This is a genomic window from Acidovorax sp. Leaf78 (assembly GCF_001422735.1).
GTDB lineage: Bacteria > Pseudomonadota > Gammaproteobacteria > Burkholderiales > Burkholderiaceae_C > Acidovorax.
Genome location: NZ_LMLZ01000013.1, coordinates 22,607 through 44,618 on the forward strand (window position 1 = coordinate 22,607; position 22,012 = coordinate 44,618).

The window sequence follows — 22,012 nt, forward strand, 5'->3', positions numbered from 1 at the left end:
GGAGCGGGTCATAGGCGAATCGTATGGCATGCCGCAAATCAGCATATTTGACGTATGGAACGCGCGTTCCTACGATGCGCTGCGACAGCCGATTTCATGACAATTCCAACGGAGACACATCGCATGACTGCAACGCAGCCCTATCCCCTGATGATGACGCGCCTGGGCCTCGCCGCACTGGCCAGCCTGGGCGCTGCCTGCGCCCCGGTGCAGACCACGCCCCCGTCGGCCACGCGCACCGCGCCTGCCGTGGCCGCCAGCGAGGCGGCGCCCGCACCCACCGCCTGCCCCCAGGACCTGGCTGCGATCGCCCGCTGCCTGTCGGGCCAGGACTCGGCCGGGGCCTTCTACCTGATCGCCATGCCCACCACGTGGAACCAGCGCCTGGTGTTGCATGCGCACGGCGGCCCGGCCCTGGGCGCGCCCAAGGCCGAGCGGTCGGTGGAGGACCTGGAGCGCTGGTCCATCATGGTCCGCGCGGGCTATGCCTGGGCGGGCAGCACCTTCCGCCAGGGCGGCGTGGAAGTGCGCGCCGCGGCGGAGGATACCGAGCGCCTGCGGCAGATCTTCGTGCAGCACGTGGCCCAGCCGCAGCGCACCATCCTGCACGGCCAGTCGTGGGGCGCCAGCGTGGCGGCCCAGGGAGCCGGGATGTTCCAGCGCACGGCCGACGGCAAGCGCCCGTACGACGCGGTGCTGCTGACCAGCGGCGTGCTGGCGGGCGGCACGCGGTCGTACGACTTTCGCACCGACCTGCGCGTGGTCTACCAGTACCTGTGCCACAACCACCCGCGCCCGACCGAGGCGGCCTACCCGCTCAACATCGGCCTGCCGCGTGATGCCACCATGTCGCAAAACGACCTGCAGGCGCGGCTCAACGAATGCCTGGGGCTGAACAAGCCGGCCGCAGAGCGCACGGCGGAGCAGCAGGCCAAGGTCAAGACCATCGCGGATGTGATCCGCATTCCGGCCAGCTCCATCCAGGGCCACATGAACTGGGCCACCTTCCACTTCCGCGACGTGGTGCAGCACCGCACCGGCGGCGCCAGCCCGTTCGGCAACCGGGGCGTGGTCTACAAGGGTTCGCCGGACGATGCGGCGCTCAACGCAGGCGTGCTGCGCTACCAGGCCGACCCACAGGCCGTGGCGCGCTTCGGCCAGGACACCGACCCCACGGGCCGCATCCCCGTGCCGGTGCTGACGGTGAAGGGCGTGGACGACCCCACCGCGTTCGTCGAACTGGACGCGCAGTTCAAGGCCACGATGGAGCAGGGCGGCAGCGGCGCGCGGCTGGTGCAGACCTTCACGCGCCACAACACCCACAGCTACCTGAGCGACCCGACGTACCCCACGCTGTTGACCGCGCTGCTGCGCTGGGCGGATGAAGGCGTCAAACCCACGCCCGAGAGCATCGCCCAGCAGTGCCCTGCCAACGAAGCTGCCTTCGGCAAGGGCTGCGCGTTTTTGCCCGACTACGTGCCGGCGCCCCTGGCCAGCCGGGTGTACGACCGCACACGGCCCTGAGCCCACGACGGCAACAGGCGCCGCAAAGCACAAAGGCCCTGCTGGTCAGCAGGGCCTTTTTTTGGTGTGCTATGAAAAATATAGCTGCTAGCGCTTGTTGGGAGAGCGGTAGGGGCTTATTTCATCAATAAATCACCATCTACCTCGCCCTTGGCAACTGGCGCATCCCCTTTCGGGGCGTGCGCACAGCGGATCGGGGGCGCAGCTCTCAGGCGGCGACGCTTTTCAGCGCGTCGTTCAGCGTCTTGCTGGGGCGCATCACGGTGTCGAGCTTGGCGGTGTCGGGCAGGTAGTAGCCGCCGATGTCGGTGGGCTGGCCCTGCACGGCGTTGAGCTCGTCCACGATCTTCTGCTCGTTGTCGGCCAGTTGCTGGGCCAGGGGCGCGAACTTGGCGGCCAGGTCGGCGTCGCTGGTCTGTGCGGCCAGCTCTTGCGCCCAGTACAGCGCCAGGTAGAACTGGCTGCCGCGGTTGTCCAGCTGGCCGGTCTTGGGCGACGGGTTCTTGTTGTTGTCCAGCAGCTTGCCCGTGGCGGCGTCCAGCGTCTTGGCCAGGATCTTGGCCTTGTCGTTGCCGGTCTTCAGGCCCAGGTCTTCGAACGACACGGCCAGTGCCAGGAACTCGCCCAGCGAATCCCAGCGCAGGTGGTTTTCTTCCACCAGCTGCTGCACGTGCTTGGGGGCGGAGCCGCCGGCACCCGTTTCGTACATGCCGCCACCGGCCATCAGCGGCACGATGGACAGCATCTTGGCCGAGGTGCCCAGTTCCATGATGGGGAACAGGTCGGTCAGGTAGTCGCGCAGGATGTTGCCGGTGGCACTGATGGTATCGAGGCCGCGGATCACGCGTTCCAGCGTGTAGCGCATCGCACGCACCTGGCTCATGATCTGGATGTCCAGGCCGACCGTGTTGTGCTCATGCAGGTACATCTTCACCTTGGTGATGAGTTCCTTTTCGTGCGGGCGGTACGAGTCGAGCCAGAACACCACGGGCATGCCGGAGTTGCGGGCGCGGTTCACGGCCAGCTTCACCCAGTCGCGGATCGCAGCGTCCTTGACCTGGCACATGCGCCAGATGTCGCCGGCTTCCACGTTCTGGGACAGCAGCACTTCGCCTGTGGCCAGGTCGGTGATGTTGGCCACGCCGTCTTCGGCGATCTCGAAGGTCTTGTCGTGCGAGCCGTACTCTTCGGCCTGCTGGGCCATCAGGCCCACGTTGGGCACCGTGCCCATGGTCTTGGGGTCGAACGCGCCGTGCCACTTGCAGAAGTTGATGATCTCTTGGTAGATGCGGGCGAAGGTCGACTCGGGCATCACGGCCTTCACGTCCTTCAGGCGGCCGTTGGCGTCCCACATCTTGCCGCTGTTGCGGATCATGGCGGGCATGGACGCGTCCACGATGATGTCGTTGGGCGAGTGAAAGTTGGTGATGCCCTTGGCCGAATCGACCATGGCCAGCTCGGGGCGGTTTTCGTGGCAGGCGTGCAGGTCGCGCTTGATCTCGTCGCGCTGGCTTTGCGGCAGCGTCTCGATCTTGCTGTACAGGTCGACCATGCCGTTGTTCACGTTCACGCCCAGCTCGTCGAACGTCTTGGCGTGCTTGGCGAACGCGTCCTTGTAGAAGATGCGCACGCAGTGGCCGAACACGATGGGGTGGGACACCTTCATCATGGTGGCCTTCACGTGCAGCGAGAACATCACGCCGGTCTTGCGCGCGTCTTCGATTTCCTTCTCGTAGAACTCCAGCAGCGCCTTCTTGCTCATGAACATGCTGTCGATCACCTCGCGGTCGAGCAGCGCGACCTTGGGCTTCAAGATGATGGTCTTGCCGCTCTTGGTGATCAGTTCCATCTTCACTTCACGGGCGCGGTCCAGGGTCATGGACTTTTCACCGTGGTAGAAGTCGCCGTGGTGCATGTGCGAGACGTGGCTGCGCGATGCCTGGCTCCATTCACCCATCGAATGCGGGTTCTTGCGCGCGTAGTTCTTCACGGCGGCGGGCGCGCGGCGGTCGGAGTTGCCTTCGCGCAGCACGGGGTTCACGGCAGAGCCGATGCACTTGCCGTAGCGGGCCTTGATGTCCTTTTCCTTGTCGTCCTTGGGCTGGTCCGGGTAGTCGGGCAGTGCGTAGCCCTTGCCCTGCAGCTCGGTAATGGCTGCCTTGAGCTGGGACACCGACGCGCTGATGTTGGGCAGCTTGATGATGTTGGCATCGGCCTGCAGCGTCTTCTTGCCCAGCTCTGCCAGCGTGTTCGGCGCGCGCTGGTCTTCCTTCAGGAACTCGGGGAACTCGCCCAGCACGCGGGCGGCCACGGAGATGTCCGATTCCGCCACGTTGATGCCGGCCGGTGCGGCAAAGGTGCGGATGATGGGAAGAAAGGAAGCCGTGGCCAGGCGAGGTGCCTCGTCGGTCAGGGTGTAGATGATGGTCGGTTGCTGAGTCGTCATGGCTTGTCTCACGAAACGAGTATGTGGACGGCCCCTACCGGTGCAGGACAGAGGCCAAACGCGGATGCTCTCGCATTCTCCTTCCTTGGCGCTGGCTTGGCCCCCGGTTTTTGCAATCGAATTCCACTATGCAAAATTTACTGGCGGGTAGGACCATTTTTTTATCGCTGGTGCCCCCGTACGAGAGCGGTGCGCTACCCAATGCGAGTGCATGCAGGCTGCAAAGGCCTCACTCATACAGGGGCCAAGCAGGACGGCTGCGAGGGGGCAGCAAGCCCCAAAAACGGACCCTTACCGCTCAGGAGCGCCGGTAGCGCAGGCTCTGCAAAACGCCTTGGACGCGCAGCAGGGCTTGCGCCTCCTCGCGCCCCGCGGGTGTGATGAACCGGGAGCGCATCGCGCGCCTCAGGCACTCCCTGGCGCGGGCTGCGGACAACGATGTTCCTGAGCCCTTCAAATGGCACTTTGCCAGTTCGACCCAGGCGTCGCCATCTCCGTCCAGGGCTGCTTTGCGGAACCAATGGAAAGAGCTGCGATGGGCATGCCGCTCACGAAACAAGATGGCCAAGTTGTTGGAGGCTACAAAGTCGCCTGCGTGACGCGCTTTGCGGTACCAGATCTTTGCCAGGTGTTTGCTGGCAGGTGTACCCAGGCCTTCGTCGTAGAAGAACCCCAGATTCATCATCGCGCTCCTAAGACCCTCGTATGCGCAGGACCGAAACAATTGGAATGCGCGCGTGGCAGATCGCCGGCGTCCCACGCCTCGTGGGCCTGTTCTTCTCTGGCATCAACAGGTGTCACTGCAAAGGCTCCTGAGCATGTCGAATGTCTGCGCATTCGATCCGAAGCGTTGACCCGCGTTCGAACACCATATCGTGCACCAGCATGCCCGCGGGATTTATCCAAATCGCATGGGCGAGCAGGTCTCCATGGGCCGTATGCGAGTAGCGAGGCTCGCCATGCCGCGCAGGGCTCTGAAAGGCATATGCCTCCACCGCGGTGTAGTGCAGATGGATGCGCCGATCGTGGTATGGGCCCAAGAGGCACAACCGTACTTCCGTTTGCCGCATTTCCTGCCTACTTCCCTCTGCTGTTTCGCCAATGGTCAGTGACTGCAGCCATGCATCGTGAAGCGAACTGCGGGCGTTGAGATCGTGGTGCGCAGGATCGGACGCGAATTCATAGACATGGACAGGCATGCGCGCCTGGATGGAATCCAGATAGCGCAGGTAACCCGTGAAATCTATGTAGCCTGTGTGAAGGCTGAAAAGGTGTTCAATGGCCATATGTGCTGGGCGGAATGTGACCATGTTAAAGCCCGTTCGCGCGAGCCCAGTGCCTCGTGGACGGTCATCCTGGGTCTGTTCGCGCAGGAACAGCCAGCACCCGGTCCCCCACCACCGCAAACCGCCGGGCCATCGGCGGTACCGATTGGCTCGACGTGCCCGTGAAGGCACCGAACGCCGGCAGCACCAGCAGCCCGGGCGTCAGGGCATAACAGGGCAGGCGCATGGCATCGCGCGCCGGGCCGTACAGCGTGGTGGTGGGGTGTAGATGGCCGGCCAGCACGGTGGCGCCTTCCACGGTCTGCGGGTGGTGGCAGGCGGCCACAGGGGCGCCTGTCATGGGTTGCCAGGGCTCGTCGGCCAGGTCGATGCCCAGGGCGCGCGGCGGGTCGCCTGCGTGCAGGTCGTGGTTGCCGCGCACCAGGGTCATGGCGATGTGCGCGTGGTGCTGGCGCCAGGGCAGCAGTTGCTGCCACAGCCGCTCGTCGGCACCGCTGCGGGCGTGCAGAAAGTCGCCCAGAAAGACCAGGTGCACGGCGCCCGTCACGGCCAGCACGGTGTCAAGCCGGGCCAGGTTGTCGGCCGTGGTGCCGTGCGGCACGGGCTGGCCTGCGCGGCGGAAGGTGGCCGCCTTGCCGAAGTGCACGTCGGCCACGAAGGCCATGCGCGCGGCGGGCCACCACACGGCGCGCTGGGGCAGCAGCCACAGGGCGGTGCCGCAGGGCAGGGTGATGGCGTGGGCGCCAGCAGGTGGGGATGCCAGCGAAGGGGCGGTGGCGGTGGCGGTGGTGTCTGCGGTCACGGGCAAGGTCGGTGTCGTCTTCGTCGTCGTGCTCAGAATCCGTGGCGTCCCCGGGGCCGGCGGGGTGCGCCCTCAGTGTCGCCGCGGCGTGCGCGCCGGGGGGATGCGGTGGCGCCGTCGGGGACGTCCCAGGCCATGTCGGCCGGGGCCACGGTATTGTCGGCGAGGTGGGTGCCGGTGGTGTCGTCGGCGGCCTTCTCCAGCGCCTGCACCATGCGCGCCAGGCGGTCGGCCAGCGTTTCGGTGCTCAGGCGTTCGCGAAAGCGCTCCACCATCAGCGGCAGGGCGAACGGGGTGGGGCGTTGCAGTGCATGGATGGACAGGGTCTGCGCCTGCATGCCGCGCAGCGTGCGGGCCAGCCGCTCCATGTCGAGCTCGTTGGCCAGCAGCTCGGCGCGGGCCTGGGCCAGCAGCAGGTTGTCCGGGTCGTACTGGGCGAACACGTCGTAGTACAGCGACGACGAGGCCTGCAGCTGGCGGCTGCTGCGCTGCTCGCCGGGGTGGCTTTGAAAGATGAGGCCTGCGATGCGCGCGATCTCGCGAAAGCGCCGGCGCGCCATCTCGGTCGCGTTCAGGCTGGCGAGCACTTCGTCCTCCAACCCGCTGCCGATGGTGGTGTGCGTGCCCTCGCCGATGAGGCGCGGCAGCAGCGCGGCCCAGTCCACGGGCTTGGCCGACAGCAGCTCCAGCCCGTAGTCGTTGACGGCGATGGAGAAGGTGTTGGGCACCTGTTCGGACGCGCGCCAGGCCAGCAGCCCCGCCAGGCCCAGGTGCACCAGGCGGCCCGCCAGCGGGTACAGGTACAGGTGCCAGCCTTCGCGCGTGTGCAGGGTTTCGGCCACCAGGCGGCTGGGCGTGGGCAGGGCCGACCAGGCGTGCTGCAGCGCCAGCAGCGGCTGGGCGCACTGCATCTCGGGCGATGCGTAGACGCCGCGCTCGGCCTGCTCCAGCATCTCCAGCATGGCGTCGGCCAGCGTGTTCGACAGCGGCATGCGCCCGCCGTTCCAGCGCGGCAGCGCGGCGCTGCCCTTGGGGGCGATGCGCACGTAGGCCGTCATCTGCTGGGTGCGCACCAGCTCCAGCAGGCGGCCGGCGAACATGAACACGTCGCCCTTGCGCAGCCGCGCGATGAAGCTTTCTTCCACCGAGCCCAGGCGCCCGCCGCTCACGAACTGCACCTGCATGCTGGAGTCGCTCACGATGGTGCCGATGTTGCTGCGGTGCCGGCGCGCGAGCCGCGCATCGGGCACGCGCCACACCCCTTCCTCATCAGGCGCTGCGCGCTGGAAGTCGGGGTAGATGGCCAGCGAGGCCCCGCCCTGGCGCACGAACTGCAGCGCCCACTGCCAGTCGTTGTCGGCCAGCGTGGCATAGGCCGGGGCACGGCGCACTTCGGCCAGCAGCGCATCGGGTTCGAAGCCGCCGCCCAACGCGATGGTGACCAGGTGCTGGACCAGCACATCGAGCGGTGCGCGCGGCGTGTGCCGGTCTTCGATGCGGCCCTGGGCCAGCGCATGGCGCGCTGCGGCGGCTTCCACCAGCTCCAGGCTGTGCGTGGGCACCAGCGTGATGCTCGACGTGCGCCCCGGTGCATGGCCCGAGCGGCCCGCGCGCTGCACCAGCCGCCCCACGCCCTTGGCCGAGCCGATCTGCAGCACCTGCTCCACGGGCAGAAAGTCCACGCCCAGGTCCAGGCTCGACGTGCAGACCACCGCCTTGAGCAGACCGGCTTTCAGCCCGTTCTCCACCCAGGCCCGCACGTCCTGGCTCAGCGACCCGTGGTGCAGCGCAATGGTGCCGGCCCAGTCGGGCCGCGCCTCCAGCAGCGCCTGGTACCAGCGTTCGGCCTGCGAGCGCGTGTTGGTGAAAACCAATGAAGAGGCGCAGGACTCGATGGACTCCACCACCTGCGGCAGCAGTGCCAGGCCCATGTGCCCGGCCCAGGCAAAGCGGTCCACCTTGGCCGGCAGCATCACCTGCACCTTGAGCGCCTTGTCCACGCGGCCCTGCACCAGCACGGCCGGTGGTGCAGCGGGGGCGCCCGGGGAAGGGCGGGGCAGCAGCGTGTCCAGCGCTTCTTGCAGGTTGCCCAGCGTGGCCGACATGCCCCACACCTGCAGTGCCGGGTTCCAGCCCGACAGGCGCGCCAGCGCCAGCTGCGCCTGCACGCCGCGCTTGTTGCCCACCAGCTCGTGCCATTCGTCCACCACGACCAGTTGCACATGGCGCAGGCGCTCGTGGGCATCGGCGCGGGCCAGCAGCAGCGATAGACTCTCGGGCGTGGTTACCAGCAGCGTGGGCAGGCGGCGGTCCTGCGCGGCGCGCTCGCCGCTGGCGGTGTCGCCGGTGCGCAGGCCGCTGGTCCAGTCGGGGGCCAGGTCGGGCATCGGTGCCTGCAGGGCGCGCAGCGTGTCGGCTGCCAGGGCGCGCATGGGGGTGATCCACAGCACGGTCAGGGGAGGGGCGGCTGCGCGGCGCTTGCGCAGGGCGGTGCGGTCGCTGGTGCTGGTGCTGGCCGACGGCGTCGCAGCTTCGATGGAAGCGGCCCCGCCTTCGACAGGCTCAGCCCGAACGGGTGGGGATGTGATCTGACTGGTCGATCCGGCTGTCGGCATCAGCGTGTGCCCGGCCAGCGCCAGGTGCTGCAGCGCGCCCAGCCACACCGCATAGGTCTTGCCCGCGCCGGTGGTCGCGTGCAGCAGGCCCGAGCGGCCCTTGCCCAGGGCGCGCCACACGTCTTGCTGAAAGCCGAAGGGCTGCCAGCCACGCGCCGCCATCCAGCCCGCTGCGGCACTCAACGCGACGGTGGGCAACGGCTTGCGCGGACGGCGGGGCGCGGCCTTGGCAGCGGTGCTCATCCCGGTGCGTCCTGCCCCGGCAACAGCGCCATCAAGGTTTGCAGCGTGTCGGCCTCGGCCACGGTCTTGTCCTTGCGCCAGCGCAGCATGCGCGGAAAGCGCACCGCGATGCCGCTCTTGTGGCGCGGGCTCTTGCCGATGCCCTCGAAGCCGAGTTCGAAGACCATGGTCGCATCCACGCTGCGCACGGGCCCGAAGCTCTCGCGCGTGGTCTTGCGCACGATGGCGTCCACCTGGCCGATCTCCACATCCGTCAGGCCCGAATACGCCTTGGCGAACGGGACCAGTTGGCGCTCGGGGTCGTCCGGCGGGCCGTTCCACACGGCAAAGGTGTAGTCGCTGTACAAACTGGCGCGGCGGCCGTGGCCGCGCTGGGCGTAGATGAGCACGGCGTCCACGCTCATGGGGTCGATCTTCCACTTCCACCACACGCCCACGTCCTTGGTGCGCCCCACGCCGTAGTGCGCCTGGCGGTTCTTGAGCATGAAGCCCTCGGTGCCCATGCCGCGCGCGGCCTCGCGCTGACGCGCGAGGTCGTCCCAGTTGGCGCCGTGCAGCAGCGCGCTCAGTCGCAGGGTGGGTTGCCGTGCGGTGGTGGTCGAGGGCGAGGGTGTGGGTTCGAGGTCAAGCTCCACCAGCCGTGCGGACTGAGCCTGTCGAAGTCCAGCGCCGCGCTTCGACGGGCTCGGCGTGATCGGTTCGGCGGTTGTTGGGAGTGTTCCTTGCGGTGCATCGGCCGACGGTTGCAGCAGCGCCTCCAGCAGCGCACGGCGCGCCTGCTGGGGCTGCTGGCGCAGGTCCTGGCCCGCATGTTCAAGCAGGTCGTAGGTCACCAGCACCACTGGCAGCTCGCGCAGCAGCTTGGGGCCGAGGGTCTTGCGGCCCAGGCGTTTTTGCAGGTCGGCGAAGGGGCGGGGCTGGGGCTCGCCGGGCAGCCACACCAGGATCTCGCCATCGACCACCGAGCCATCGGGCAGCTGCGCCATCGCGGCCCCGGCCAGTTCGGGGAAGCGATCGGTCACCAGTTCTTCTCCACGCGACCACACCCACACCGCGCCGCCGCGCCGCACGATCTGCGCGCGGATGCCGTCCCATTTCCATTCCACCAGCCAGTCGCCGGGCGTGCCGAGCAACGCAGGCATCTCGGCCACGGGCTGGTTGAACGGGTGGGCCAGGAAGAAGGGGTAGGGCTGGCCGGCCATGCCGGCATCCACGGCATCGCCCGCGTCGCCATCCGCAGCCTCGCCCACGGGCGCCACGAGCGCGCTGTAGTCGTCGGCCTGGGGTTGCCGGCCGATCTGCGTGTAGCCCATGAGCCGGTGGGCGATGCGCTTGGGGTCGAGCGCGCTCACCGTGGCCAGCGCCTGCGTGACCTGCAGGCGCGACACCCCCACGCGGAAGTTGCCGGTGATGAGCTTGAAGTACACGAAGCGCTGCTCCGGCGCCAGCCTGTCCCACTGCGCGCGCAGGCGGGCGTCGGCCTCGTCGGGCGGCAGCGCGCGCAGGGGCAGCAACTGGGCCATCCACTCGGCCAGCGGTAGGTCTAAGGGTTGCACCGGCGGAGGCAGCAGCAGGGCCAGCGTTTCGGCCAGGTCGCCCACGGCCTGGTAGCTTTCTTCGAACAGCCATTCGGGCAGGCCGGCGGCCTCTTGCGCCAGGGCCTTCAGGCGCTTGGTGGGCACCATCTGGCGCGGCTTGCCACCGGCCAGAAAGTAGGTGGCCCAGGCTGCATCGGACGGCGGCGCCACACGCAGGTAGGCCACCAGCGCCGCGAGCTTGGCCGACTGCCCGGTGGTGGCATCCAGCGCCTGGAACAGCTCGGCGAACGCCCTCATGGCGCGGCCTCAGGCAGCGCGCCGGCTTCTTCGGCAAGGGCTGCAGGAGGCGCCGCGTTGCTGTCGTCCTCGTTGTCGTCGGCCCCGTATTCGGTCTTGAACACCTGCGCATCCAGGCCCTGCTCGCACAGCCAGCGCACCATTACCTCGGTGCTGCCGTGGGTGACGATGACGCGCTCGGCCCCGGTGGCGCCGATGGCCTTTTGCAGGCTGGGCCAGTCGGCGTGGTCGCTCATCACGAAGCCCCGGTCCACGCCGCGGCGGCGGCGTGCGCCGCGCACCAGCATCCATCCGCTGGCAAAGGCATCGGAATGCTCGCCAAAGCGCTTGAGCCAGGGCGTGCCCGCCGCCGAGGGCGGGGCCAGCACGAGCGCGCGGCGCAGCTCGGCCTTGGTGACGCCCGGGTCCGTCACGCGCAGCGTGGGTGGCAGTGCCACGCCGGCTGCGCGGTACACGCCGTTGAGCGGGTCCACCGCGCCGTGCACGACGATGGGGCCGATGTTCGGGTCCACCCCGTGCAGCAGCCGCTGCGCCTTGCCGAAGGCATACGCATACAGGATGCTGGCCTTGCCCGCCGCGGCATTCGCAGCCCACCAGGCATTGATGTCGGCGAACAGCACCGGCTGCGACGGCCAGCGGTAGATGGGCAGGCCGAAGGTCGACTCGGTGATGAAGGTGTGGCAGCGCACCGGCTCGAACGGCGGGCAGGTGCCGTCGTCTTCGAGCTTGTAGTCGCCCGACGCCACCCACACCTGGCCGCCGTGCTCGATGCGCACTTGCGACGAGCCCAGCACATGCCCCGCGGGATGGAGCGACACGCGTACGCCCTGCTGGTCGATGACGTCGCCATAGGCCAGCGTCTGCAGGTCGATGTCCGCACCCAGCCTATTGCGCAGCGTGCCTTCGCTGTCCGTGTGCGCCAGGTAGTGCGCCGAGCCCATGCGCGCGTGGTCCGAATGCGCATGCGTGATCACAGCCCGGCTCACCGGCCGCCAGGGGTCGATGTAGAAATCGCCGGGCGGGCAGTACAGGCCTTCAGGGCGGTGAACGATGAGGTCGCTGGGCATGGCGTGGGACGGCAGGGTGGCGGCAGGCTCTCAGAAAAAATCAGCGCTACCGCTTAATGGAATAGGTCTTTTTGCTATGAATTAGAGAGCAAACGATGCTGTGCGAGTTGCCCTCATCATCACCACATCGGCCGAGCTGTCTGCAGGCCAACGCCGCATGTTTGTGAGCACTGGATGGGGCCTTCAGGCGCGCGCGCAGCGGGGCGCCGCGCCGTACCATGTGCATTCTTTTGCCAAAAGGAAGGGGTCCCATGCACTTCATCTTGCCCTGGCGCCTGCTGCGCTCCGTGTGCGTCGTGGGCGTCCTGGCCAGCGCGGCGGCTGTCGCCATGGCGCAAGGCGCAAAGGCCCCGACGCCTGAGCGCACCAACGCCTTCAACGACCCCTTCGTGCAGGTCACGTCCGCCATGCCCGCCTGCCCCGTGCCCGAGGGCCCGCTGTATACCGAGACCGAAGTGCGTGATGTGGCGCATGTGCGCGCGCAGCACGGCGGCAGCTGCTACCGCGTGGGCCGATGCCGGCTGCCCAACTCCTACCTGTACGACGCCGAGATCATTCCGCGCGTGCGGCTGTACCTGCGCGAGGACGGCCGGTTTGGCGACACCAGCGTATGGGTGCTGGGCGAGCGCCGCCTGGTCACGCTGATGGGCTGCGTGCAGTCGGCCGAGCAGTCCCTGGCGATGGAGCAGGCCGTGCAGCTGGTGGACGATGTGTTGGGGGTGGTCAACCTGCTGCAGGTGGGCACTGCGCCTGGCACTGCGCGCTACCCGGCATTGCAGCAGCGGTAAGGGGGACGATCCGGTCTGCACCCATGACGTCTCAGCGGGCGCCAGGGCCGGTCAGACAAACAAGGTGGACAGCATGTGCGCCGGGACGGGCAGGCCGGGCGTGGCGTCCGTGGCTTCAAAAAAATCCGCACCTTGCTGGGCTGGGCGGATGGACGAAAAAATGGGCGGGAACACGGGCTGCGTGATGTGGTGCTGGGTCTTGCATTCTTCGCAGGCATGCAGCTTGGGGACGAACTGGCGGTTCTTGCGCGACCCCACCGGGCCCAGCGTGTCCCAGACGACGCGCGAAGCCTCTGCCGACACGGGCTTGCAGTGGTTGCGCCAGTCCACATTGCCCAGCACGGCCACGTAAAAGCCGAGCAGGTTCGACACCAGATCTTCTTCGCTGAAGCCGCTGTCCGTGAAGGCCGACAGCGACGCCTGCACGTCCTCGAAGCCCAGGGAGACTTCCTTGAAGATCGCCAGCGCCACCGAGCGCTGGGTGGCCAGCGGCAGGCCCTTGCGGATGAAGTAGAACTTCGTGAAGTCACGCGAGAAGCCGAACTTGCGCATCCCCTGGCGGTACATCACCAGATGGTGGTCCGGCTTGCCCGTGACCTGCAGGCCGCGCTCCAGCGAGACGTCCTTCCACAGATAGGCGGCGCTCGCATGGCGGTTGGCCGGCTTCTCGACGGACACCAGGTGGCCAATATCGATCCAGCCGCAATTGCACGTGTAGATCAGGCGATTGGGAATGTCCGAGCGAGATGACATGGGTGTTCAACGAGGAAGTGGAGAAAAAAAGGGGGCGCTGCGTGCGCGGCTGCGGTGGGATCAAATCAATCGTAGTGAGTGATTTCAAAGCGGATCAGTGGGGTGCCCCCATCGCTGTCCTGGTAGGTGGTCAGCAACACCAGGTCGCGCTTGTCAGAGGTGTATTGCGCTTCGCGGAGTCCGGGCGAGACGATGTTCTTGTTGCTGGCCACCGCCGATTCATTGCCCGTCGCGCTGACGGAATGCAGCGCCAGGTTCTGCAGCTGGCGGCTCACTTGGTCCCAAACCGCGTCGGCGGTGTCGAGCGGCACCTTGAAGCTCAATTGCGATTGGGGCGGCTTGTTGCCGTCGCCGACCGAGCCGAAGTATTCGCGGCCCTGTGCGACGTCGGGCACCTGTACATCGCGCACCAGCGACGAGATGCCCAGGTAGTACACGGGCGAGCCGGGCCGCGTGACGTAGTCCTCTACGGAAAAGAGGTAGCCCAGCGTCCCCATCGCAGCCAGGACGAGTGCCGTGGTCACGGCGGCGGCCAGTCGAAAGATAGTGCGGAAGGAAAGCCCTGGCATGGTGGGATGGGGGTCGTGCAGAGGGGGGACCGGCGATTCTGGCCGTGAAATTCCCAGGTTCGGGTGTAAGAGATGTAATGGGCCGTATGCAGCGGCAGCTGGTGGCATGTCATGTGCATACGTCCCGGGCCCCTTCACTTTCACTGCGGAAACACCACCCAGGGATTTCCATATCTGCAGAAGCGTGGAGGTATTGCACATTGCGTGCTGACAACAATCTGGAGGTTTGTATGCCCTTGCGTTTCGATCGTTACTCGCTGCTATCTGCGCCCGCACTGGCGGCCGTCCTGGCGTGCATGGTGCCCGCCGTGGCGGGGGCAAAGCCTTTCAAATGGGCCGGCTCCAGCGACATCCAGTCCATGGACATCCACTCGCAGAACAGCGCTTTGGGCAACGGCATCCACGCGGCGGTGTATGAGTCGCTCGTGATGTTCAACAGCCGCACGCTCAAGGTCGAGCCCCTGCTGGCCACGTCCTGGCAGCAGGTCAGCCCCACGCAGTTGCGCCTGAAGCTGCGCCAGGGCGTGAAGTTCAGCGACGGCTCGGCCATGACGGCCGACGACGTGGTGTATTCGCTGCAGCGCGCGATGAGCAAGACGTCCACCTACGCCATCTACACCCAGGGCATGGACCGCATCGCGAAGGTGGATGGCGAGACCATCGACATCTTCCTGAAGAACCCCAACCCGGTGCTGCTCAACCAGCTGACCGAGCTGCGCGTGATGAGCAAGGCCTGGGCCGAGAAGAACAATGCCGTGGAGCCCAAGGACATCAAGGCCAAGGACGAAACGTTTTCGCACCGCAACGCCATGGGCACGGGCCCGTTCGTGCTGAAGGAATGGGTGCCCGACCAGAAGATCGTCTTCGCCGTCAACCCGCTGTGGTGGAGCGCCGGCAAGACCGAGGGCAACGTGACCGAGATCACCTACACGCCCATCAAGTCCGAGGCTACGCGCATCGCGGCACTGCTGTCCGGCGAGGTCGACATGGTGCGCGACACCAGCCTGCAGGACCTGGAGCGGCTTCGGGCCAACCCCAATCTCAAGGTCATGGAGATGGTCGAGAACCGCACCATCTACCTGGCCATGGACCAGTTCCGCGACGAGCTGCCGGGCAGCAATATCAAGGGCAAGAACCCGCTCAAGGACCTGCGGGTGCGCAAGGCGCTGTACCAGGCCATCGATGTCGGTACGTTGCAGCGTGTGACCATGCGCGGCATGTCCAAGCCCACGGGCGCCATCGTCTCGCCGCTGGTCAACGGCTGGACGGAGGCGGTGGACAAGCGCCTGCCTTACGACCCCAGCGCGGCCAAGGCGCTGCTGGCCGATGCGGGCTACAAGGACGGCTTCGAGGTCGACCTGGCCTGCAGCAACAACGCCATCATCCAGGACGAAGGGCTGTGCCAGGCCATCACCTCGATGTGGGCGCGCGTGGGCGTCAAGGCCAAGCTGCGCACGCTGCCGGCCGTCACCTACTACCCCATGGCCCAGCGGCACGAGGCCAGCATCGCGCTGCTCAGCTGGGGCGTGCCCACGTTCGACGCGCTGTACACCCTGCAGTCGCTCACGCGCACCAAGACCACCGGCGGCGACGGCAACTACAACCTGGGCCGCTACAGCAACGAACGCATGGACTACATCGTGGACCGCGTGAAGACCGAGATCGACCTGCCGGTGCGCAACCGGCTGCTCACCGAAGGGCTGCAACTGCAAAACGACACCGTGGCCAACATTCCACTGCACAACCAGATGCTGGCCTGGGCCATGAAGAAGAACGTGGATCTGGTGCAGCGGCCGGACAACCGCATCGACTGGCGGTTGATCAAGGTGAATTGAGGGTTGGCGGGTTGCTGGTTGGAAGGTGGCTGGGGTGAAGCAGCCGTAGTGCGCGGAAGACGGCCCCCTCTCCCCGACCCTCTCCCGCGAGGGGCGAGGGGGTCAAAGCCGGGGTAGGGTACGACTCTGGTGGAAATGGCCTCTGGCGCGCTTTCTAAAAGCGCTAGAAGCTATTATTTGTATAGCATTCTTATCCACTGCATCTCGCCGCACACAACGGCAACAGAGCCGCAGACAGCCCCCCCAAACTCCCTCTCCCCTCGCGGGAGAGGGCTGGCGAGAGGGGGCGTGAGCAGCAGAGCCTCAATACAAACCCCCGCTCTGCGCACGCTGGCAGCCAGCGCGATCGATCCATCCGTCTGCACCCCATCGGTTGCTCACTTCATGGGCTGCCACACGATGATCGCCATGCCCGCCAGCGCCACCAGCACCCCCGCCACATCCCACGGCGTGGGCCGGATGCCGTCCACTGCCCACAGCCAGGCCAGCGCCACGCCGATGTAGACGCCGCCGTACGCCGCATAGACGCGCCCCGCGCCGGCGGTGTCGTGCAGCGTCAGCAACCAAGCAAACAGCGCCAGGCTCAGCGCGGCGGGCACCAGCAGCCATGCCGGCTTGCCCTGACGCAGCCACAGCCACGGCAGGTAGCAGCCCACGATCTCGGCCAGCGCTGTGGCCACGAAGAGTGCGAAGGTCTTCACAGGCCCACCTGCGCTTTCGTTTTCGCATTCGCCAGACGGGGGCGGTGGGCCGTGTCGTTGCTCGCTGCCTCGCCAGCGGCAGGCGCCGTCCATGCGCGCAGGGCCAGCTCGCCCTCGGCCGAGAAGTGCACCACGCGCGAGTCCTTGTCGCGCCGCGCCCAGCCGCGTTCCACCAAGCGCTGCAGCAGCGCGGCACCGAGCGCGCCGCCCAGGTGGTGGCGCCGCTCGCTCCAGTCCAGGCAGGGGCGGCACAGCATGCGCCGCTGGCGCTCCACCACGGCCGTGTCGATGCCTTGCTGGGCAAACCACTCGGCACCCGCCGTGGTCAGCGCGAGGCCGCCATCGGCAGCGTGCAGATAGCCCTGGCGCAGCAACGCCTCGTGCAACTGCACGCCCACTTCGCCCGCCAGATGGTCGTAGCAGACGCGGGCGCGCCGCAGTGCGGGTTCGCGCGGGCTTGCGCGCAAGCGCACGGCGCCTGCACGGAACGCCACGTTCATCAGCGACTCCAGCAACTGCGCCACGTCGCGGTCGGCCAGGCGAAAGTAGCGGTGCCGGCCCTGGCTCTCCACCGACAGCAGGCCGGCGTCGAGCAGCTTGGCCAGGTGCGCGCTGATGGTCTGCTTGGTGACGCCGGCAATGTCCGCCAGCTCGGTGGCCGTGAGGGCGCGGTCGGCCATCAGTGCGGTCAGGACTTCGGCGCGCGCGCTGTCGCCGATGAGCGCGGCAATGCGCGCGATGTGGGGGCCGTCTTTCATGGTTCGATGTTGGGCGAACCATCCCGGGCCGTCAAGCGCCTATCGTCAAACCCTCACACACCACACGCATCCCGACCCGGGCATCACACCATGATCACCTGCTTCATCCGCTACGACATCGACCCCTTCCAGCGCGAGCAGTTCGCCGAATACGCGCGCCGCTGGGGGCAGATCATCCCGCGCTGCGGTGGCCACCTGCTGGGCTACTTCCTGCCACACGAAGGGACCAACTACGAGGCGTGGGGCCTCATCGGCTTTGACTCGCTGGCCGCGTACGAGGCCTATCGCGCCCGCCTGCGCACCGACCCCGAAGGCCGTGCCAACTTCGCGATGGCGCAGGAAAAGCGCTTCATCCTGCGCGAGGAGCGCACCTTCACCCAGGGCGTCGAAGGCACGCTGGGCCTGCCCGCGCACGCCGTGGAGTCCGCCCCATGATGGCCGTGATCTTCGAGGTGCTGCCCGCACCCGGCCGCAAGGACGCCTACCTGGCCGCCGCCGCCGCGCTGCGGCCTGCGCTGGAGCAGGTGGACGGCTTCATTTCCATCGAACGGTTCGAGAGCCTGAGCGAGCCCGGCAAGCTGCTGTCGCTCTCGTTCTGGCGGGATGAAGAGGCCGTGGCCCGCTGGCGCCAGGTGGAGGCCCACCGCAGCACCCAGCAGGCAGGCCGCGCTGGCATCTTTGCCGACTACCGCCTGCGCGTGGCCGCCGTGGTGCGCGACTACGGCCTGCACGACCGCGCACAGGTGCCGGTGGATTCACGCCGGGTGCACGGCTGAGCGGTGCGCTGCATTGCGGCCCTGCCTGAGGCGCACGATCTGCGTCAGGGCATGTACCCTGTGCGAAGCGCATGCGCCCAATCCGGCCTCTGCCGCTGCTCGGCGAGCAGCGCCATCGCTTCATGGTTGTAAGCCACGGCGATGTGCTCCACCTGCCACTGGCCGCCGTGCAGCGTGATCAGCGCGTAGCGCGCATCGGGCGTGCCAGATTCCACCGCGTGGTAGACGGGGTGGTCGTCGCTGTACGCCTGCAACCCCACGCTGCCGGGGTTGACCAGCAACTGCGCGCCCAGCCGCACTGCGCGCGGCACATGGGTGTGCCCGCAGGCGATCACAGGCACCGCAGTCTGTGCATCGAGTCGCTCGCGGATCTCTGCGGGCCGCGCCAGGCGCAGGGCGTGGCCGTCCAGCGTCTCCAGCAGGTATTCGTGGTCACTGCGCGGCGAGCCGTGGCACAACATTACGTCGTCGGTCAGGCGCAGGCTGTGCTGCAGCGTGCGCATCCATGCGAACTCGGCCTCTGTGAGCTGCGCGTGCGCATACTGGTCCGATGGGCCTGCGCGCCCGGGCTGCAGGTGCAGTACCTGCCGCTCGTGGTTGCCCGCCAGCGACAGCCATCCCGATGCCATGAGCCACTGCGCCGTCTCGCGCGGCAGCAGCGGGCCCGAGAGGTTGTCGCCCAGGTTCACCACCCGGTCGGCGCCGCGCTGGCGGATGTCGGCCGCCACGGCTTCGAGGGCTGCCAGGTTGCCGTGGATGTCGGAGACGAGGGCGATGCGCATGGTGAGAAAAACTTTCAGCAGGGTGACACGGAGATGCTCCCCATGCCCTGGCACAGGTGTCCGCTCACGCGGGCCTGGTTGAACAGCAGGTCGCACAGCCACGCGTACACCACCGCAATGTAGGCCAACTGGCCCCATCCCACGTAGCTGCCGAAGACGATGGTGGAGAGCCAGTTCTGGCCCCACAGGTACACGCCGCTGCAGATCAGCGTAGCCGCCAGCAGCGTGGCCGCGGCCGGTACCAGCGCCGCCGCTTGTGCACCGCGGCGCCGCCATGCGGCCAGCCCCAGCAAGGCAAACGCGAGCGCATTCGCGCCGCTGAAGATGCGCAGCTCGCGCAGCAGCTTGTCTGCCGTGTCGAGGTAAGCCGTGCGGATCAACGCGTCGAGGCGGGCCTGCATCTGCTGCGCCGTGCCGATCTCCAGCTGCAGGCGCTGCTCGCGCCGCTTGCGGCACTCGCAGGCGGGAATGCCCATCTCGGCGGCTATGGCGGCCACGCGCGCTGGCAGGCCTGCCGACAGCGCCTTGCGGGCGGCTTCGATCTCTTGCTCCTTGCCCTGCCAGAGAAGCCGCGCCCGCCCGGTCAGAAAGCGCTCATCCAGGGCCTGCAGCTTCTCGCCGGTTTTCTTTTCAATGTGCTGGCGGATCATGTCGCGCGCCGTGTGCTCGACCCAGGTGGGTTGCAGCAGGGAGGTGATCAGCAAGGCGCCAAAGAGCAGGCTGCCAAGAAGCGCGATGAGCAGCGTGAACGAGCGAATGAACTGGGGCATTGGCCGAGCATAGATGGGCACGCCCGGGCGGCCGCCGCATGCGGCGCCGCCACCGGATCGCGCCGTGAAATCCATCACTCTTGGCGAGAAAACCTGTGGGATCAGGCCGTACCGACTGGCCTTGCGGCCGGCTCTGCGGCGGACCTCCACCCGGCTTCCGCCCGCGCAGAGAAAGCGGCCACCGCCGTTGCGGCAGCGGTGTGCGCGACCTGCAGCAGCAAGTGTGGAGCCTCGATGCGAACGATCTCCACGTTGGGCAGCGCGCGCTTGATCACCTCCGCCGATGCGCGCTTGATCAACCGGTCTTCCGTGGCTTGCAGGTACAGCACCGGCACTTGCACCGCGCGCAGCTGGGCGACCACGTTCACCCTCAAGAGGGCGCCCGCCCTGGCGCGCAGCGCTGCCCCCGACACCTTGGCCAGAGTAGCGCGCAACAGGCGCCCCAGATCCGGCGACGTATGCCGGCCCATGAGAAGTTTTCGTACCAGCCATGCGGGTGCAAGCTCGAAGGGCGTGATGGCCGCAAGCGCGCTCACGGGGTGCAGCAGCGGCACCGGGTTCGTCGCAAAGGTGGCACACAGCACCACCCCGGCCAGCCCTGGCGGGCAGGACGCAGCCAGCGACAGGGCGATGGGGCCTGAAAACGACTCACCCAGCAGCACATAGGGTCCGTCTTGCGGCAGTGCCTGCCGTGCCACCACTTCCAGTGCTTGGTAGCCGAGCGCACTCTGCGTGGGATAGCGCACCACCACCGTTCTGATCGATGGGCCCAGCGCTGCGACAAACGGGGCGAACAAGTCGCCCGTGCCGTCCATGCCAGGCAGGAGTACGACGGTGACCATGCTCGTTGACAGTGGCTCAGCACACGGCGGCATCCGCACAGCGCCCTGGGATGGCACCACGGCGCGCCTCACACTGCGCCCACAGTGATCACATCGCGAAAATCTTTCCCGGGTTCAGGATGTTCTTCGGGTCCAGCGCCCGCTTGATAGACCGCATCATGTCCACCGCGCCCGCCCCCGTTTCGTCCAGCAGGAAGCCCATCTTGTGGATGCCCACGCCATGTTCGCCGGTGCAGGTGCCGCCCATGCTCAGCGCGCGGGCCACCAGGGTGTGGTTCATGGCTTCGGCCTTCGCGCGTTCTTCGGCGCTGTTGGGGTCGATCAGGTAGCCGAAGTGGAAGTTGCCGTCGCCCACGTGGCCGACAAGGAAGTACGGGATGCCGCTGGCTTCGGCCTCGTCCACGGATTCGAGCAGGCAGTCGGCCAGGCGGCTGATGGGCACGCAGGTGTCGGTGCTGATGGCGCGGCAGCCCGGGCGGCTTTGCACGGCGGCGAAGTAGGCGTTGTGCCGTGCGGTCCACAGGCGGGTGCGTTCCTCGGGCGTGCTGGCCCATTCGAAGGCCTGGCCGCCGAATTCGCTGGCGATGTCCTGCACGGTCTCCGCCTGTTCCTTCACGCTGGAGGGCGAGCCGTGGAACTCCATCAGCAGCATCGGTTCCTCGCGCAGCGAGAGCTTGCTGTGGGCGTTCACCATGCGCACCGTGTGGTGGTCGATGAGCTCCACGCGCGCAATGGGCACGCCGAGCTGGATGGTCTGGATCACGGTGTGCACGGCCGCCTCGATGCTCGGGAACGAGCAGATCGCCGCGCTCACGGCCTCGGGCAGCGGGTACAGGCGCACGGTGATCTGCGTCATGATGCCCAGCGTGCCCTCGCTGCCCACCAGCAGGCGGGTGAGGTCGTAGCCCGCGCTGCTCTTCTTGGCGCGCGTGCCGGTGTGGATGATGTCGCCGCTGGCCGTGACCACCTCCAGCGCCAGCACGTTCTCGCGCATGGTGCCGTAGCGCACGGCGTTGGTGCCGCTGGCGCGCGTGGCGCTCATGCCGCCGATGCTCGCGTCGGCGCCGGGGTCGATGGGGAAGAACAGGCCCGTGTCCTTGATCGCATCGTTGAGCTGCTTGCGCGTGATGCCGGGCTGCACGGTCACCGTGAGGTCTTCGGCGTTCACACTGAGCACCTGGTTCATGCGGCTCACGTCGATGCTGATGCCGCCTTGCACGGCCAGCAGGTGGCCTTCGAGCGAAGACCCCGCGCCGTAGGGGATCACGGGCACCTCGTACTGGCTGGCCAGCTTCACGGCGTCGGCCACGTCCTGCGTGCTCTGGGCAAACACCACGGCCGAAGGCGGGGGCGCCTGCAGCGAGCCCTCGTCGCGCCCGTGCTGCTCGCGCACGGCCTGGGCCGTGGAGCACTGCGCGCCAAAGCGACTTTGCAGTGCCTCGATCAAGGCCTGCGGTACATCGCGCAGGTGGATTTCTGGAAGCAAGTGGACGGTGGCGGTCGGGGCGTTCATGGGTATGTCTCCGTGGTCGGCGTGTGGAAAACATTCTAGGGGTCACGGACCGGGAACGTGCTGGCGACCCACGGTGCAGGCAGGGTCAGCCGGCGAGTATGGCCGAG

At 67.5% G+C, this 22,012-nt stretch carries 20 protein-coding genes; 5 read left to right on the forward strand and 15 right to left on the reverse strand.

Translation table 11 applies throughout. The annotated features are described in order from the left end of the window. Nucleotides 1-123 precede the first annotated feature (123 nt). Nucleotides 124-1,524 (forward strand): hypothetical protein, encoded by a 1,401-nt coding sequence (locus ASF16_RS11070; RefSeq protein WP_056166630.1) that lies wholly within the window; start codon nt 124-126, stop codon nt 1,522-1,524. A gap of 208 nt (nt 1,525-1,732) precedes the next feature. Here ASF16_RS11070 and ASF16_RS11075 read toward each other — a convergent pair whose 3' ends face one another. The 7 genes from ASF16_RS11075 to ASF16_RS11105 form a co-directional block, all read right to left on the reverse strand. Then, on the reverse strand, nt 1,733-3,970 hold the full coding sequence (locus ASF16_RS11075) for an NADP-dependent isocitrate dehydrogenase (RefSeq protein ID WP_056166633.1): 2,238 nt from the start codon (nt 3,968-3,970) through the stop codon (nt 1,733-1,735). A 298-nt stretch (nt 3,971-4,268) separates the two neighbouring features. After that, nucleotides 4,269-4,652 carry a tetratricopeptide repeat protein gene (locus ASF16_RS11080; protein WP_162241071.1) on the reverse strand — a complete coding sequence of 128 codons (384 nt, stop codon included), beginning with the start codon at nt 4,650-4,652 and terminating at the stop codon, nt 4,269-4,271. Between the two features lie 115 nt (nt 4,653-4,767). Next, nucleotides 4,768-5,256 (reverse strand): hypothetical protein, encoded by a 489-nt coding sequence (locus ASF16_RS11085; protein WP_056166638.1) that lies wholly within the window; start codon nt 5,254-5,256, stop codon nt 4,768-4,770. A gap of 64 nt (nt 5,257-5,320) precedes the next feature. After that, complete coding sequence (gene pdeM, locus ASF16_RS11090; protein ID WP_082516873.1) at nt 5,321-6,064, reverse strand: ligase-associated DNA damage response endonuclease PdeM; 744 nt, start codon at nt 6,062-6,064, stop codon at nt 5,321-5,323. 26 nt (nt 6,065-6,090) lie between these two features. Further along, nucleotides 6,091-8,916 carry a ligase-associated DNA damage response DEXH box helicase gene (locus ASF16_RS11095; protein ID WP_056166641.1) on the reverse strand — a complete coding sequence of 942 codons (2,826 nt, stop codon included), beginning with the start codon at nt 8,914-8,916 and terminating at the stop codon, nt 6,091-6,093. Further along, on the reverse strand, nt 8,913-10,751 hold the full coding sequence (locus ASF16_RS11100) for an ATP-dependent DNA ligase (protein WP_056166644.1): 1,839 nt from the start codon (nt 10,749-10,751) through the stop codon (nt 8,913-8,915). The genes ASF16_RS11095 and ASF16_RS11100 overlap by 4 nt, the downstream gene beginning before the upstream one ends. Further along, entirely contained in the window at nt 10,748-11,818 is a 1,071-nt protein-coding gene (locus ASF16_RS11105) for a ligase-associated DNA damage response exonuclease (protein ID WP_056166646.1), read from the reverse strand. The genes ASF16_RS11100 and ASF16_RS11105 overlap by 4 nt, the downstream gene beginning before the upstream one ends. A 329-nt stretch (nt 11,819-12,147) precedes the next feature. On the opposite strand from ASF16_RS11105, the gene ASF16_RS11110 reads away from it, so the two are divergent. Continuing rightward, complete coding sequence (locus ASF16_RS11110; protein ID WP_056166713.1) at nt 12,148-12,606, forward strand: BON domain-containing protein; 459 nt, start codon at nt 12,148-12,150, stop codon at nt 12,604-12,606. 51 nt (nt 12,607-12,657) lie between these two features. On the opposite strand, the gene ASF16_RS11115 is transcribed toward ASF16_RS11110, so the two are convergent. Beyond that, nucleotides 12,658-13,359, reverse strand: a complete 702-nt coding sequence (locus tag ASF16_RS11115; RefSeq protein ID WP_056166649.1) for a hypothetical protein — start codon at nt 13,357-13,359, stop codon at nt 12,658-12,660. Nucleotides 13,360-13,424: 65 nt separating this feature from the next. Continuing rightward, on the reverse strand, nt 13,425-13,928 hold the full coding sequence (locus tag ASF16_RS11120) for a hypothetical protein (protein ID WP_156372033.1): 504 nt from the start codon (nt 13,926-13,928) through the stop codon (nt 13,425-13,427). Between the two features lie 296 nt (nt 13,929-14,224). On the opposite strand from ASF16_RS11120, the gene ASF16_RS11125 reads away from it, so the two are divergent. Beyond that, nucleotides 14,225-15,763, forward strand: a complete 1,539-nt coding sequence (locus tag ASF16_RS11125) for an ABC transporter substrate-binding protein (RefSeq protein WP_369817138.1) — start codon at nt 14,225-14,227, stop codon at nt 15,761-15,763. 377 nt (nt 15,764-16,140) lie between these two features. On the opposite strand, the gene ASF16_RS11130 is transcribed toward ASF16_RS11125, so the two are convergent. Together ASF16_RS11130 and ASF16_RS11135 are read right to left on the reverse strand one after the other, a co-directional pair. Further along, nucleotides 16,141-16,464 (reverse strand): YnfA family protein, encoded by a 324-nt coding sequence (locus ASF16_RS11130; protein WP_056166658.1) that lies wholly within the window; start codon nt 16,462-16,464, stop codon nt 16,141-16,143. After that, nucleotides 16,461-17,222 (reverse strand): helix-turn-helix transcriptional regulator, encoded by a 762-nt coding sequence (locus ASF16_RS11135; RefSeq protein WP_082485698.1) that lies wholly within the window; start codon nt 17,220-17,222, stop codon nt 16,461-16,463. The genes ASF16_RS11130 and ASF16_RS11135 overlap by 4 nt, the downstream gene beginning before the upstream one ends. A gap of 90 nt (nt 17,223-17,312) precedes the next feature. On the opposite strand from ASF16_RS11135, the gene ASF16_RS11140 reads away from it, so the two are divergent. Together ASF16_RS11140 and ASF16_RS11145 are read left to right on the forward strand one after the other, a co-directional pair. Beyond that, on the forward strand, nt 17,313-17,657 hold the full coding sequence (locus ASF16_RS11140; RefSeq protein ID WP_056166661.1) for an NIPSNAP family protein: 345 nt from the start codon (nt 17,313-17,315) through the stop codon (nt 17,655-17,657). Beyond that, complete coding sequence (locus tag ASF16_RS11145; protein ID WP_056166664.1) at nt 17,654-17,998, forward strand: antibiotic biosynthesis monooxygenase; 345 nt, start codon at nt 17,654-17,656, stop codon at nt 17,996-17,998. Before ASF16_RS11140 ends, ASF16_RS11145 begins: the two co-directional genes overlap by 4 nt. A gap of 44 nt (nt 17,999-18,042) precedes the next feature. On the opposite strand, the gene ASF16_RS11150 is transcribed toward ASF16_RS11145, so the two are convergent. The 4 genes from ASF16_RS11150 to ASF16_RS11165 all read right to left on the reverse strand — a co-directional run bounded on the left by ASF16_RS11150 (nt 18,043) and on the right by ASF16_RS11165 (nt 21,905). Further along, a complete protein-coding gene (locus tag ASF16_RS11150) occupies nt 18,043-18,780 on the reverse strand; it encodes a metallophosphoesterase (protein ID WP_056166669.1) in 738 nt (245 codons plus the stop codon). A gap of 14 nt (nt 18,781-18,794) precedes the next feature. Beyond that, nucleotides 18,795-19,550 carry a hypothetical protein gene (locus tag ASF16_RS11155; protein ID WP_056166671.1) on the reverse strand — a complete coding sequence of 252 codons (756 nt, stop codon included), beginning with the start codon at nt 19,548-19,550 and terminating at the stop codon, nt 18,795-18,797. Between the two features lie 101 nt (nt 19,551-19,651). Beyond that, a complete protein-coding gene (locus tag ASF16_RS11160) occupies nt 19,652-20,392 on the reverse strand; it encodes an alpha/beta fold hydrolase (protein ID WP_056166675.1) in 741 nt (246 codons plus the stop codon). A gap of 88 nt (nt 20,393-20,480) precedes the next feature. Continuing rightward, entirely contained in the window at nt 20,481-21,905 is a 1,425-nt protein-coding gene (locus ASF16_RS11165; RefSeq protein ID WP_056166679.1) for an FAD-binding oxidoreductase, read from the reverse strand. Nucleotides 21,906-22,012 lie beyond the last annotated feature (107 nt).